Here is a 13,743-nt window from a genome sequence, read left to right as displayed (position 1 = left end):
GTCAGCGGTGGATTATGGTGTTGCTGGCTTGCTGCTGTCGGGAGGTTTCGGTGGAAGGGACCCCGTTCGGCCAGTACCGACTAATCAACTTGCTTGGCCGAGGCGGCATGGGCGAGGTCTGGCGGGCCTATGACACCGTCACCGATCGGATCGTCGCGCTCAAAGTTCTCCCGGCGCATTTTGCTGCGGACAGGACGTTTCAACAGCGATTCCGTCGCGAGGCCCACGCGGCTGCGCAGTTAAACGACCCTCACGTGGTGCCGATTCACACCTACGGCGAGATCGACGGGCGGCTATTCGTCGACATGCGGCTGATCGAAGGCCGCGACCTGGCAACCGTGCTGGCCTCCGGTTCGATGCCACCCGCACGCGCGGTGCACATCGTCGAGCAGCTGGCGCACGCCGTGTATGCCGCGCACAAGATCGGATTGGTCCATCGGGACATCAAGCCCTCCAACATCTTGCTCGACGACAACGATTTTGCGTATCTGATCGATTTCGGGATCGCGCGCGCTGTGGGTGAGACCGGCCTGACGGGCACGGACGTGGTGATGGGCACGCTGCGCTACATGGCACCGGAGCGTTTCGGTGTCGGTCAGGCCGATGCGCGCTCGGACATCTATGCGCTGGCCTGCGTGCTCTATGAGTGCTTGACGGGAGGCGCCCCATTTCCGGGTGACAGCATCGAGCAACAAGTGGCAGGGCATCTGTCCGCCCCGCCGCCGCGGCCTTCCGACTCCGGCGCGCCGCCAGCCTTCGATGCCGTCATCGCCACGGGTATGGCCAAGGACCCTGACCGGCGCTACGCCACCCCGGTGGAAATGGCACGGGCCGCTCGTGACGCGATCACTATGCCGATGCGCCTACCGGATCCGACCGTCCAGTCACAGACGGTCGGAGAGCAAACGGAGCACGTGCAGAAACCATTGCCCCGCAACACATTCCAGTTCGTGGAGGGAAACCTCAAACGCGCCAAACGGCCATGGGTGGTCGCCGCGGTGATCGCTGCGATCGTGGCCCTGGCGGGCGCGAGCGTATACCTTCTGCGCACACACACATCCACGACCGCAGCTACGCGGACGACGGAATCCCCGGCGGCCGTCGTACCACCTCCGGCACCTAGCGCGACGGTCACGGCGCCGCCGAGTGGCACACCTACGATCGCGGGCTCAATCCGGGTGGGCAACGGCGCCTTTGGCATCGCGGTCGACTCCGCCGGACACACGGCCTACGTCGCGAACACCGGCTCCAACTCCGTCTCGGCGGTCGATACCGCCAGCCGCACAGTCACCGCCACCACCGCGGTGGGACGCCACCCCGTGGGCCTGGCGGTGGATCCGTCGACCAAGACCATTTACGTCACCAACTACGACGACTCCTCCGTGTCGGTCATCGACATCGCCAGCAACAAGGTCATCGCCTCGGTAGGTGTCGGTACCCACCCCGGCGGAGTAGTGGTCGACCCGGATGCGCGTATCGCCTATGCCACCACTGGTGATAGCGCATCGGTGTCGGTCATCGACACGACCACGCATACCGTGACGGCGACGGTGCCCACCGGCAAAGGTCCAAGCCGAGTAGCCATCGACCGGACCGCCCACCGCCTGTTCGTCACGACTGCCGATCCGACAGTGACGGTTATCGATACGGCGAACCGAACCGTTATCGGTTCCGTCGCGCTTCGTGGCCGACCGGCCGGCATCGCAATCGATACCGATTCGCACACCGCCTATATCGCCAGCGGCGACGACGCGTCGGTGTCCTTCGTCGACACCAATAGCCTCACCGTCACGGCGAGTGTGCCCGTCGGACAACGCCCCGCCGGTGTGGCGGTGGACCCGGCAACGAAGACCGCGTACGTCGCCAACTACAGCGGTGCGTCCGTGTCGGTGATCGACACCGCGAAACGCACCGTCACCGGAATCCTTCCCGTCGGGAACAATCCGCTCGCCATCGCTGTCGACCCAAGAACGCATTTCGCTTATGTCACTAGCGACCTGAACCATGGTTCGGTGTCAGTGATCGAACGCGGGTGAGAGGCGAGGACACTTCGTCAAGCCGAGTGGCGTGCTCGCAGGCCGCGCAGCGTCCTTCTTATCAGTTCACGTCGCTCGTCGATTGTCATCGAGTCGCCGAGGGGGGCGTGCACCCGCAAATAACCTTTTGTCACCAGGTCGCCGACCAGGAACCGCGTCGCGCCGAGCGGCAAGGCCAGACGAGCCGCGATCTCCGCGACCGAGGGGCTGTCCACGCACCACGCGAGGATCTGGCCCCGCACATCATTTCTCGGCCAGCGCGCCGGCTTCGCTGTGGTGTTGAGCGCTTCGATCCGCGCCTCGAGCGGCAGTTCGACGCCAGAGTCGGTATGGCCAGCCGTCAGCGCGTATGGCCGCACCGGGCTCGGCTCGTCGGCGGTTTGAGGTTCGGTGAACCAGTCGCCGACCGGTTCGCTCTCGCCCTCCGACAGCTGATGCGCGTCGGTGTGCTTCTCGCGGACCGGTGGCGACGTGTTGTGGTGTTCCAGGAACCACAAGGCCTGGTCGGCGTGCACCGATGCGCGCAGCTCGTTCGAGACGACCTTGAGCACGGTGCGGTCGGTGTCGATGACGAACGTGGTCCGCCTGACCGGCAGCAGCCGGGCCAGCAGGCCGCGGCGCCGACTGTGCCGGCCACCCCGGGCCGCCTCACGCGCCACGACGGATCGGCGCAGCTTGGCGAACCTGCCCCGGCGCACCCCGAATAGCTCGGACACCACACCGTCAGCGTCGGAGAGCAGTGGATAGTCGAATGAGCGCTGTTGGGCGAAGTGGGCCTGCTTGTCGACGGTGTCCGTGCTAATGCCGACCCGCTGGGCGCCCACCCGGGCGAATTCGTTGCTCAGGTCCCGAAAATGACAGGCCTGGGCTGTACAGATTGGTGAAGACGCTAATGGAAAGAAGAACAGCACCACCGGGCCGTCGGAAAGGAGCGCCGCCAGTGTCCGAGGCTGACCGGTGTGATCGTGCAGAGTGAAGTCAGGCGCCTTCTCGCCCGCGATCATCGGCAAAGACTAACGCGGGGAGGCGCCGAAGCGGAACGGCTCCGATAATTCGGTCGTCGCCGAACAGCTAGCAGGTCGTGGCCGACACACCCGGTTGGGCGGGGACGCGTGCCGAGTTGCTAGCCCTTCCAGACGACCTTGTCCGTGCCTCCGGCGTCCCGGTAGACGACACTGTCGGGGTTCGTGCCGTTGCGAACGTCGAAGTAAATGCGGCCCTTAACAGGGGTGCCTAAGGGGAGTGGCCCCTCCGGAAGGCCGTCGGTCTGGTTGCCCTTCATCACCGCGAACGTGGAACTGTTGACGGCCCGCGCGTTGAAGTCGGCAATGTTCGGAGTTGCGTTACCGCTGACGCCGGTGGCGGTGACGTCGGAGTACCAGATGCCGTCGTTGTGGCCGCTGGGCTGCAGGTTGCTCACGGTGTAGTCGATGGTGCCGCCATTACTGGAAAGCTCTGCCATCTGGCCGAATTGCAGCACTTGCGGATCGGCCCATGCCGGCGTCGCCGCGAGGATTCCCGCCGCCGCCAGTGCAGCCGTGGCTGCCGTTGTTTTCGATGCAATGTGTGAGAACGCCACGTCTGACTCCCTTCGTGATGTGCCGCTATCCAGGAGCGGCAGTTGGATGGAGGTCTATCCACAGCTCGGAATTTCAAACCATCGATGCGATGCTCTGCCTGGCCGGCTATGACCGCGTCGTAAGGTCGTTCGGAGCTACGACGACCGCGACGCCTGCGCAACTCAAGTGGTTCGGTTGTGGTCCGGGGCCGGGCGGGAATGCCAGCCGCAAGTTGACCAACACCACGGGAAGACGGGGAGGAAGCCCATGAGAACGATCGCATACCGCCACCCGGCAGTCGTCGGCCTGGCCGCCGTCGCGCTGATCACTGCCGGCTGCAGCACTGGCCAGAGGGTCGCGTCGCCACCGTCCCAGGTCGGGGCGAACGCCAGTTCCACGTCTAAATCCCCAGCGCCGCCCACCGAGGTGAAGCTGGTCGGGGAGAGCGACATCGAGGTGACGCTAACCGGCCCGATCGCTGCGAAGTACTCGTCGGCAACCGAGGATCAGAAGAAGGCTCTCGGCAAGCCGCTAACGGGTGACCGCAACGCCGGAACACGGGACAGCGGCGTGGTGTTCCAGCAGTTCCAGGGCGGCGCGATCACCGCCAAGAACGGCGCGGACGGCACGCCCGCATACATCACCGTGGGCAAGATCCGGGAGGCCTGGAATGTCCCACGCGACCCGGACGGCACGCCCGCGGTCACCGGCACCAACGGTTCGGCAGGTCCGCTGGGCTTGCCCACCAGCGACGCGAACGCCGTCGGCGATCTGCTCGTGTCGAACTTCGAGCACGGCAAGATCGAGTACAACCCGAAGACCGGCCAGGTCGAGGTGACGGTGAACGGCAAGGCCGTACCGTCCGGGCTGTAGCCCGAATCAGGCGTTCAGCGATCTCGCCACTACCGCACATCGCCACTGGGATGGCTCGCATGGAGGTTCCACTGGCCGCAATCGGAAGCCAGGACGTCGTTGACGTCGACTTCGAGTCCGCCGACCTTCGGCCCGGGATTGGACGAGGTGCTCACGACTCGCTGGTAGAGAACAGCGGCGGGGTGGACCTGATTGCCGGACCAGGCTCGAGTTTGCCAAACCCAGCGGCGACCAGGTGTGCTCGAAGACCCGACAACGCCATCGGCCGCGGCCCACTCACACACCCTCACGCCTCCATAGACCCCCGTGCGTTGAACCCCAAGAACCGAGTTGATTCCGCGAAACCACTGAAGCGCGCTGCGATTCCAGGTGTCGCGATTGATGTCCTCGTCGATCGTGAAGAAAATCGGTGCACCTTGGCTGCCACCCGCGGCGGTGTGCAGCTGCCAGGCGGTGCGCGCGTCCGCGATGCCGCCGACGTAGCCGCGCGTGAAGTCCGACGGTGCCGACCCACCAGGTTTGCCGTATTGGTAGTTACTGACGATCACCAGGCCTGCGGCTTTCAATGAGTCGGCGTAGGGCCGAGTGATCGGCTTGGCGCCAAACGATGAGCCAGGACGCGACTCCGAAACGTAGGTGACCACACCGCTATAGCCGGCAGCTCGAATCTGCTGCGCAGGAATTTGGCGCGCGGCGAAGTCGATCAGTTGGGGAGGAGCGGCGACGGCCGCCGCCGGCATCCCGCAGCCTAATGATCCGACACCCAAACCGGCCAACGCTATTGCATAGCGCAGCGCGTCGCGCCGAGAAGCCGCTCGCGGTCGCACGTCGCTGGCCAGCGGGGGCAAACTGTGCATCGCGCGATGTTAACGATGTGACTGTTGTTACCGATAGGGCTGCGCCAGCCGAAACGCGGTTGCGCTCCCAAACGGATACCAAACGGTGACCGTTCGGCTATGACCTCGGACGCGGCGCGCGAACGGCTCGGCGTATCAATTGGACTGAATCGCGCCCTGGTCTACCGCATGCTGGCCCACCTCGAGGCCGACGCGACGACGTCGAAACAATTCGATGGTCTTGTCGAGGTGATCATGCGGGGACTGCACCGCGTTGTGTGCTGTGACCGTTAAGGAGCATTGCCGCAATCGTGATCTCGCACTCGTATCTTCGGGATATACGAGAAGGCCGAACCTTTCGACCTCCCTACCTAATAACGCCGATCGGCGTTCCTACGCCCGGGGGCTGATATGACCACCGCAATCGCCGCGCACAACCCAGTCGACAAAGACGCAACCGACGGGCATGACGATGTCTTTTTGGCGGTCGCAAAAGTGAACGCAATCGCCCGTCGAGGGGCCACCGTTCTCGTCGAATCGAAGCCGTGCTGGCGACTCACGGAAGAAGAGATCGTGCGCGCTGCGATCGCGGTGATTTTGGTGGCTCTCGCAACGGTGATGGGCGTCGCCGCGGCCGCGATCTTGACAATGGGTTAGCAGCGGATACGGCACGGAAGGCTCGCCCCGTGGGGCCTCGAAGACCGCAACACACGAAGACCGCCTGCTCGACCCGGAGTACGCGGAACTCCTTGGACGGCAAGCGAAATCGGTGGGTGGTCGGCGTGTGGCAGGGGAGCGCAAGTACTGATCGGTTGCGGCTGTGTTCATGCATCACGCCGGTGGGCCACGTTCGCGGCTGGGCACTGACCGACATCGCGCCCACAGGCTGCCGCATCACATAGCCGGCACAGCCAGCCGCCGCCCGGTGACTGCCCAGTTCGGCGATGTTCGAGGCGGTCGTGCGCCAACGTCTCAACGACCGCACGACTTATCCCGCGAAGCTGATTCCGTTGCTCGCCACTCAGCCGCCTGAGCGCGGCGACGACCGCATCGTGGCGAGCGCGTCGCAGCCGGTGCGCAAGTCGTCGTCCTTCGGCTGTCAGCGCTAGGGAGCGGGTGCGGCCGTCCGCACCGGGCCTCCGGTCAACGAGCCCGTCGCGAGCCAGTCGATCCACGATCCGGACGCAACCCGAGTGAGTGACACCCATCATCGAGCTCAACGACTGAACGGACCCCGCGTGCGCCAAATCCGCCAACGCGACCAGCGCTACGGCGGCGCTGCGATCCTGTCGGGTCGACGCTTCGAGCGAGTCGTAAATGGCGTCGCTGATGGCGAGCGCGGCTACCGCCACCCAGTTAATCAGCTGCTCGCCGTCGTCGTTGTCCATCGCACCCGCCGCTTGGTTTCTTTGGTCGCATTACAGGGTAGTCGAAATATGACTCAGTCATATATCTAGTGGAGGAGGGTCATCGATGACGTTCACAGCCACCGCTGAAGTCGCTGTCAACGCACCCATTCAGCGAGTGTGGCAGGCACTGACCGATCCGGAGATCGTGAAAAAGTACTTCTTCGGAACACGCGTCGATACCGACTGGAAACCAGGCAGCCCTATCACATGGTCGGGCGAATATGACGGAACTGCATACGAGGACAAGGGGTCGGTTATCGACGTGCAGGAGCCGCATTTGTTGCGGGTCACGCATTTCAGCCCCATGACCGGGCTGCCGGACAAACCGGAGAACTACCACACATTGACCTACGAACTGACGTCCACGAATTCAGGCACTCGGGTGAAGCTGTCCCAGGACAACAACGCAAGCCCGGACGAATCCAACCGAGCCGAGGCGAACTGGAATTCGATGCTGTCGGGCCTAAAGAAGACCGTCGAGGGATAGCGGGTTCGAACGACGTAGTTGGGGGATCTGGGCGGCGGCAACAGTCTCGGCTGACTTGACATAATGTCGCTTATCGGTAGAAGCATGCGCAGGTCGCATTCGGTTAAAGAACTCGCATCCCCGGTGATCGGATACCGCCGGCGTCGGTGCAGCGCTGCCCCGCGGACCCGCCGCGGCGCGCACGGTTGCCGAAGAAGGTCCCAGTGCGTCGATGGTTTCGGACGTTTAGGTGACGCCTAGTAGGTGCCGGCAATCCGGGAAGCCGGCGGGTCGACACCGGCCCCCGCTTCCTGCCGCACAGCACCAGTAATACGTCACGGTGACGAAATGTCTTGGCCCGCGCAGGGCTATTGGCGATACCGTAAACCTCAGCCCGCCCTCGGGACAGGCGCCTCGGTGACGAATATCTTGGCGGACCGGCGGGCCTGCACCGCCTGCAGCTGGTCGACGCCCTCGAATTCGTTGCAGAGCAAGAAAAGGTGCCGGCCGTCGGGACCGCCAAGGGTGCACGCGAAGCAGGGCAGCTCGGTCTCGACGCGGTGGGTGATCTCGCCGCCGTCGCGCACCCGGACGCACGCGCCGGCGGGAGCGTCCGGATCGCCCGTATGCGAAAAAACGTCGGCGGTCTGGGACCAGATCGCCGACTCGGCGTCGATGCAGATGCCGTCGGGGCCCAGCCCCTCGGCCCACCCTCAATTCATCAACTGCCAAACCCACCGGAGCCACACCGACGCCACACCGATCGAGCAGTGGTTACACCAACAGCGACACTTCGCTCCTGCACGCCGGGCAATCGACAAGCAGGTGCAGAGGTCAATGCACCGTTGATTAAGGCCGTGATGGTGCGTACGAAGTTCGGCTCTTCAGAGGTCATCGACAACCCACTTCCCATGCCTCCACGACAGTCACCATTTCGCGAGCATTCTTACATCAGGCACCGAGGGTGTTTCGCGGGCAGTTTCCGTGAGTCAAGCCGAGTTCTGTGCTGCGCCAGGGCTGGCGATACGCTGTGTATCATAGCGGTGAAAGTGGACGTCGAGGTGGGTGGGAATTCTGTCATCGAAGCGACGCATGTCGCCGCAGACAACTTGTGAGACGGGTGCATGATGTCAATCTGGCCCCGCCAGGAAACCAACGATTTGGGGGCCCAGCAAGCGCAGAGCCTTCCCGGGTTTGATCCGGCGTCAGCCATCGCCAGTTTGGAACACGGTCTTCTTGGTAGCCTCGGTAGGCCGATCCAGCAGACCCTCGGCGAGTTGCCTTTGCAGCAATTTGCCGGGACTCCGGGAGGGTCAGCGACGAACCTCGCGGGTGTGGCCAACCAGATCGATCCCCTCAACCTGATTAGACCCGTCATCAATGGTCTCGGCACGTTCGGAACTGGCCACTTCTCTGGTATCGATCCCACGCAGGTGCTCAGCGGGATTTCGAAAGCCGTCGACGCGACCTCAATGCCGCTGCAGCAGGCGATGGGTTCTGTTGCGAACGACTGGCAAGGCGAGTCTGGCGCGGCCGCGATCGCCGCAACACGGGCCGCCATCGCCAACGGCACCGAGGTGGCAAACCAAGCGAACGGGCTCGGCGACAATCTGTTAACCGCGGCTTCCAATGTCGCGCAGGCCAGGCAGCAGATGATCGACATCATCGACGAGTATCAGGCGACGCTGGCCGCCTCCGACTTATCTACACCTTCGGGTAGGGCGCATGTTGTGGCAGCCGCGAACCAAGCCAACACAGAGGCAACCGCAGTCGTACAAGAGCTGCGGGCCAAGCTGGCCAGCCAAGCCAGCCAGGTCTCGGCGATCGGGACCCCGGTCGGGGTCACACAAGCCCCGACCGCCGACAACATGCCGCTCGGACATCTAGGCTTCGGATATCCCTCAGCCGCAGGGGGTCTAAAACTACACTCTGGCGCCGCCGGCAACGGAACCCGAATCCAGTCTGCCGATCAGGCCGCGCTCGCGAGTCGCGTACAAAGCTCCAACTCGCACGCCGGAAGCTCGGGCACGGCAAACACCGGCAACGTTACCAATGCGGCCTTCGCCTCGACGATGGCGCCGGCGTCGCGGACCGGCACAGCGTTGATCATGGGCGGCACTGGAAATCCGCAACCCAACGCTGGCTACGTGACGGCCGTTGACGGGCGATACATCGCCCCCAAATACCCTGGCTACACCCCGGTCGGGGTGTATACGCCCGAGCAGTTCTGGCCCGTCACCGGCCTCACCAGCGAAACCTTCGGTCAGTCTGTTGCCCAGGGCGTCCCGCTGCTGAACAACGCGATCATGACGCACACCGCCGCGGGAAGCCATGTCGCCGTTTTGGGCTATTCCCAGAGCGCCACGATAGCCACCCTTGAAATGCGCCATCTCGACAACCTGCCCGCGGACGCACGGCCGAGCCCAGACCAGCTGTCGTTTGTGTTGCTCGGTGATCCGAACAATCCCAACGGCGGAATCCTCGAGCGCTTCAACGGTCTCTACATCCCGGGTCTGGATGTGCCATTCAACGGCGCGACTCCGCCAAACACCCCCTACCCGACTGCGATTCACACCATCCAATACGACCCGATCGGCGACTTCCCGCAGTACCCGATCGATCTTCCGGCGGACGCCAATGCCATTGCAGGCTACTTTTATCTGCACGGCGCGTATCCGAACCTCACCGCCGCACAGCTTGCCACCGCCATCCCAGAGCCGGTGTCTCCGGGATACGCCGGCTCGACCTCCTACGACCTGATTCCCACCCAGAATCTGCCGCTGCTGGATCCATTGCGTCAGATCGGCGTGCCTTCGCCGATCATCGACTTGATCCAACCCGATCTTCGCGAGATCGTCGACTTGGGCTACGACCGTGCGGGGTACGCGAATGTGCCCACTCCGGCCGGGCTGTTCCCGAACGTAAATCCGTTCACTGTCGTCGGCGATCTGGATCAGGCAACCACGCAAGGAGTCCACGACGCATTACGGCGTATCGGATAGAGATAGGGCAGCCAGATAAAGCGGCGATTGCGAACCGTGGCTTCATACAACTAACAGGCGTCGAAAGGTTTGCCCTCGAACCGGTCTCGTAGAAAGTTCACCACCGAGGTCAGGCGTAGGGCGGCCTCATTAACATGCCCACCGACGAAGTCGCGGACCTGATGGATCTTGGCACCCTTGGCCCACCACGACTTTACCGTCTCGTTGTTCTGGCCCACCGGCACGATCTCATCGGGGATGGCGTGGTAGTCATAGATCGGGGCCTGCGGGGCGCCGGTGATACCCAACCGGTTGAGCGTTAAGACCTGCGCGAGAGCTGGCATCGATAGTGGATCTGCCACGGTGGTGTCTCGGCTCAGGTGGCCGAACCTGAAGGCCGACAGGATGTCGGGCCGACACTTGCCAGTCATCGCACCAAAATCGTTGATGCCATGTTGATTGAGTAGTGCTGAGATCCCCGCCGACGGGTAAGCCCGCAGAAACGACTGGACAACAGCGAACTCGTAGCCGGCGAACATGCCGCCGTCGTGGCGCGATGTGCGCCACTTCGATCATGCCGTTGGTTCCGCGATCGCTCGCCTTGCTGGCGACGATGTTGTAAGACGGTGCGCATGGGCTGCCGACGCTGTCCTCAGCGACTTGGTATGACACGATCGGTCGCTTGCCCGGCTTCTTCCACTTGCTGGTGGGACTAATCAGCGTCGTCACAGCAAGGATCGGCTGCTCGGCCTGGCTATTGCTGCGATAGGAGATCTGCCAGGACTTGACCGGCACAGGCAGCCGACCGAGCTTGGTGGTGGCCTCGCGTGATGCGACAATCCGTCCGGGAGCAAAGGACGCGATGTCAGCGGGTGCACGATAGAACGGATCCTGATCAGGCGGGCGCACACCGGCCTCGGCGATGGGGGGCGTGTTCGAATCTGCAATCGCGGCAGACGCGATAGTGGGGCGATAAGGACAGCAAGAGCGGCCAGGATGCCGCCAGGACGCGTCCGCATTCTCGTCAAGAATGCACGCTTGGGGCAGCCCCATGCCCGGTACACGATGTATCATGATACCTGGTGTATCACGAGGATACTTCGCGGATGCCGGTGATTTGGGACGAACGAATCCGATGAGCCTGGCACTGCCCCGATATGTTCGACTTCCGCACCGATAGGAAGGCGATGCCCATGTTGTTTGTGGATCTAGGGCACCTGGTACGCGGGAGCACGCGGACCGAGGAGGCCGCCGAGCATGTGCGCGCAGCGTCGGACCTGTTGCGGTCGGTTGAGTCGACGGCCGGTATGTTCGGGCGAACCGAGGCGGCCGCAAATGCCGATACCTTGCTGTCTCAAGCGCATGAGCAGCATCTGCGGAACCTCGGTGAGCATCATCGAGGTCTGCGGTGGGTTGGCAGCCGCTCGGCCGACACCGCAATCGCGTTCGACGAGGCGGACAACGCGGGCGGGGACGCTACCTCCGGCATTCGGGCTCTCAACGAGCAGGCCTGAGCGCATGCCGCCTCCGTCGTTGCGCAATCTCAATCCTGCGGCGCTGACGAGCGTGGCCGGCGGCGATCCGTGGCAGTTGCAGGACCAGTTGTTGGCCGGCAACCCATTTCAGATCAGCGAATTGGGCAGTGCCTTCCATCGGGCCGGATCGCACACGGACCAAGCCGATGCCGCTTTCGACCAGGCCCTCACACATTTCCAGCAGGGATGGGCATCCGGCAACCACTCCCATCCAATCAACGATTCGCGTGAGGTCAACGACACCAAGGATGGATTGCATCTTTCGTCGGATGCTCTCCGCAAGATCGGCACCGACCTCGAGGAGATCGCGGCAGCACTGACCGACGCGCAAAACAACACGCGCGCTCCGATTGAGGAGCTCGACCAAGCCCTGATCAAGATCGACTCGGCATTAGCCCAGCTGCAGGGCATCGTAACTCGGGCATACGAGGCCCCAAGTGAGCCGCTGTACCACGCTGCTATCGCCGCGGTCAGCGCGACCTACGGCCAATTGAAGAAGATTGTCGACGACTACGACAACCTGCTCGACGACCGGATGAAAGATCTGGAATCAACCGGCTATATCCCGGCCGTGAAACTCAACGATGGTGTGCCGAGCATCCAGCTCCCGTCGAGCACTGACCCGGTGGCGATCAACCAATGGTGGACCTCGCTCAAGCCTGCTGAACAGCAAGAGGTCCTGGCAGCACATCCAGACCAGATCGGTAATCTCAACGGAGTACCGGTCGTCGATCGTAGCGCCGCCAACGAGCATGTCATGAACGCCGACATCCACCTGGTCGAAGACGCGGCAGCAAGCCACCACGTATCGATCGGCGCGGTCACAAACAACCCGACAGAGTACGGTCTGATTGGCGACGCCAAAACCCGCTACGACAATGCGATCAACGTCCGAGCCGGACTGAACGCCTACAGCAGTCCGGACAACGCCGAACACTCCGGGCAGCGCCCGCCCACCTACCTGTATGCGTATCAGCCCCTCGCGTTCGAGGGAAAGGGCCGGGCGGCCATCGCTATCGGCAATCCGGACACCGCACCAAATACCGCGGTCCTGGTACCGGGAGCGAGCCAAAGTGTGCATGCCAGCGATGCATCCGACAAGGGTTATTTCGCCGTCCAGACCTCACAGGCGCAGAACTTGTATGTCGAATCGAACAGAGCCAACCCGGGGCATCCGACCGCGGTCGTGGCCTGGATGGGATACGACGACCCGGCCAACGGGCTCACCGCCGTGGCCTTCCCCGACCCTAACGCCAGCGCCGAAAGAGCTGGCGGAAACCTCCTGGCCCAAGACGTCAACGGGCTGTGGGCAACGCATCAGGGCCCGTCGCACATGACCGTGGTCGGATACTCCTCCGGGGCCATCGTCACCTCCGACGCCGCGGCCGCAAGCCACATGCACACCAACGACATGGTGCTGCTCGGACCCGTCATCACCGACCAGGCGCACAACGCAGCCGACTTCCACCTTGACGGCGGACACGTCTACGTCGGCCAAGCATCCAACGACGCCAACGCTCACTTCGGCCATGAGTGGTTGAACGGGTTGAGCACCATGGCCGGCCTGGGCGGCGAGGCCGACCCCATCGCACCGGATTACGGTGCCACCCGCATCAAGGCGGAAACCCCACCGAGCTACAACTCGCCGTTCTACTACACCCCCGAGGCCCATCTGCACTACTTCGACCCCGGCAGCGAATCACTGTATGCCACCACCGACATCACATCCGGGAACGCCAACCAACTCGCCGCCGACCACATGCTGGCCAATCCTGAAAAGCTAGTCCCGGCGCCAGGCCGAGCCGGATGGGAAGGCCTGCAAACGGTGAAGGATCCCGAGACGAACACCGGTGTCCAAGACGACCACTACCACTGACCGAAAAGAATCCGCGGATAGGCAGGCGTGAGCACTCGGCGAAGCTTGTCGGTTTGTGACCGCGAGGGCCAGTCGGTAGCCGTAAAGTTTGTTTGAAGCAGCGTCTCTCGTCACATCGCACTGACGGTGCACACGAACAAGATCAACCCCGCCACCACACCGACCGCTACAT

General features: G+C 63.4%; 12 protein-coding genes and 3 pseudogenes. 9 read left to right on the top strand and 6 right to left on the bottom strand.

Going from position 1 to position 13,743, the window contains the following annotated elements; translation table 11 throughout:
• Nucleotides 1-50 precede the first annotated feature (50 nt).
• Nucleotides 51-2,036 (top strand): serine/threonine-protein kinase, encoded by a 1,986-nt coding sequence (locus tag A5736_RS25700; protein WP_139333474.1) that lies wholly within the window; start codon nt 51-53, stop codon nt 2,034-2,036.
• Nucleotides 2,037-2,053: 17 nt separating this feature from the next.
• Here A5736_RS25700 and A5736_RS27290 read toward each other — a convergent pair.
• The 3 genes and pseudogenes from A5736_RS27290 to A5736_RS20695 form a co-directional block, all read right to left on the bottom strand.
• Nucleotides 2,054-2,395 (bottom strand): annotated as a pseudogene (locus A5736_RS27290) (DUF742 domain-containing protein); the annotation flags it as partial.
• A gap of 126 nt (nt 2,396-2,521) precedes the next feature.
• A pseudogene (locus tag A5736_RS27285) lies at nt 2,522-3,040 on the bottom strand (peroxiredoxin); the annotation flags it as partial.
• 119 nt (nt 3,041-3,159) lie between these two features.
• A complete protein-coding gene (locus A5736_RS20695) occupies nt 3,160-3,615 on the bottom strand; it encodes a DUF1942 domain-containing protein (RefSeq protein WP_076128149.1) in 456 nt (151 codons plus the stop codon).
• Nucleotides 3,616-3,862: 247 nt separating this feature from the next.
• On the opposite strand from A5736_RS20695, the gene A5736_RS20690 reads away from it, so the two are divergent.
• On the top strand, nt 3,863-4,468 hold the full coding sequence (locus tag A5736_RS20690) for an LGFP repeat-containing protein (protein WP_076248291.1): 606 nt from the start codon (nt 3,863-3,865) through the stop codon (nt 4,466-4,468).
• A 29-nt stretch (nt 4,469-4,497) separates the two neighbouring features.
• Here A5736_RS20690 and A5736_RS20685 read toward each other — a convergent pair whose 3' ends face one another.
• Nucleotides 4,498-5,325: a DUF1906 domain-containing protein gene (locus A5736_RS20685; protein ID WP_076248289.1), complete on the bottom strand. Its 828-nt coding sequence runs from the start codon at nt 5,323-5,325 to the stop codon at nt 4,498-4,500.
• A gap of 99 nt (nt 5,326-5,424) precedes the next feature.
• On the opposite strand from A5736_RS20685, the gene A5736_RS26475 reads away from it, so the two are divergent.
• The 4 genes from A5736_RS26475 (at nt 5,425) to A5736_RS20675 (ending at nt 7,200) form a co-directional block, all read left to right on the top strand.
• Nucleotides 5,425-5,598 carry a hypothetical protein gene (locus A5736_RS26475; RefSeq protein WP_175611349.1) on the top strand — a complete coding sequence of 58 codons (174 nt, stop codon included), beginning with the start codon at nt 5,425-5,427 and terminating at the stop codon, nt 5,596-5,598.
• Nucleotides 5,599-5,715: 117 nt separating this feature from the next.
• Nucleotides 5,716-5,961, top strand: a complete 246-nt coding sequence (locus A5736_RS20680) for a hypothetical protein (RefSeq protein WP_076248288.1) — start codon at nt 5,716-5,718, stop codon at nt 5,959-5,961.
• Between the two features lie 287 nt (nt 5,962-6,248).
• A complete protein-coding gene (locus A5736_RS26930; RefSeq protein ID WP_254848421.1) occupies nt 6,249-6,413 on the top strand; it encodes a hypothetical protein in 165 nt (54 codons plus the stop codon).
• Between the two features lie 364 nt (nt 6,414-6,777).
• The gene (locus A5736_RS20675) at nt 6,778-7,200 is read left to right on the top strand and encodes an SRPBCC family protein (protein ID WP_076248287.1); all 423 of its coding nucleotides are present in this window, start codon (nt 6,778-6,780) and stop codon (nt 7,198-7,200) included.
• A gap of 368 nt (nt 7,201-7,568) precedes the next feature.
• Here A5736_RS20675 and A5736_RS26925 read toward each other — a convergent pair whose 3' ends face one another.
• Nucleotides 7,569-7,766, bottom strand: a complete 198-nt coding sequence (locus A5736_RS26925; protein ID WP_254848420.1) for a hypothetical protein — start codon at nt 7,764-7,766, stop codon at nt 7,569-7,571.
• Between the two features lie 747 nt (nt 7,767-8,513).
• Between A5736_RS26925 and A5736_RS20665 the strand changes: the two genes are divergently transcribed.
• The gene (locus A5736_RS20665; RefSeq protein ID WP_254848419.1) at nt 8,514-10,181 is read left to right on the top strand and encodes a PE-PPE domain-containing protein; all 1,668 of its coding nucleotides are present in this window, start codon (nt 8,514-8,516) and stop codon (nt 10,179-10,181) included.
• 50 nt (nt 10,182-10,231) lie between these two features.
• Here A5736_RS20665 and A5736_RS20660 read toward each other — a convergent pair.
• Nucleotides 10,232-10,702: pseudogene (locus A5736_RS20660) on the bottom strand (lipase family protein); the annotation flags it as partial.
• A gap of 651 nt (nt 10,703-11,353) precedes the next feature.
• On the opposite strand from A5736_RS20660, the gene A5736_RS20655 reads away from it, so the two are divergent.
• Together A5736_RS20655 and A5736_RS20650 are read left to right on the top strand one after the other, a co-directional pair.
• Nucleotides 11,354-11,674, top strand: a complete 321-nt coding sequence (locus A5736_RS20655) for a DUF2563 family protein (RefSeq protein ID WP_175611348.1) — start codon at nt 11,354-11,356, stop codon at nt 11,672-11,674.
• Nucleotides 11,675-11,678: 4 nt separating this feature from the next.
• The gene (locus A5736_RS20650) at nt 11,679-13,571 is read left to right on the top strand and encodes an alpha/beta hydrolase (RefSeq protein ID WP_076248282.1); all 1,893 of its coding nucleotides are present in this window, start codon (nt 11,679-11,681) and stop codon (nt 13,569-13,571) included.
• The last annotated feature ends 172 nt before the right edge of the window (nt 13,572-13,743 follow it).

This window comes from Mycobacterium sp. SP-6446, from assembly GCF_001954045.1.
Lineage (GTDB): Bacteria > Actinomycetota > Actinomycetes > Mycobacteriales > Mycobacteriaceae > Mycobacterium.
The sequence above is the reverse complement of the archived record's forward strand: the minus strand, read 5'-3'. Positions and strand labels throughout refer to the sequence as shown.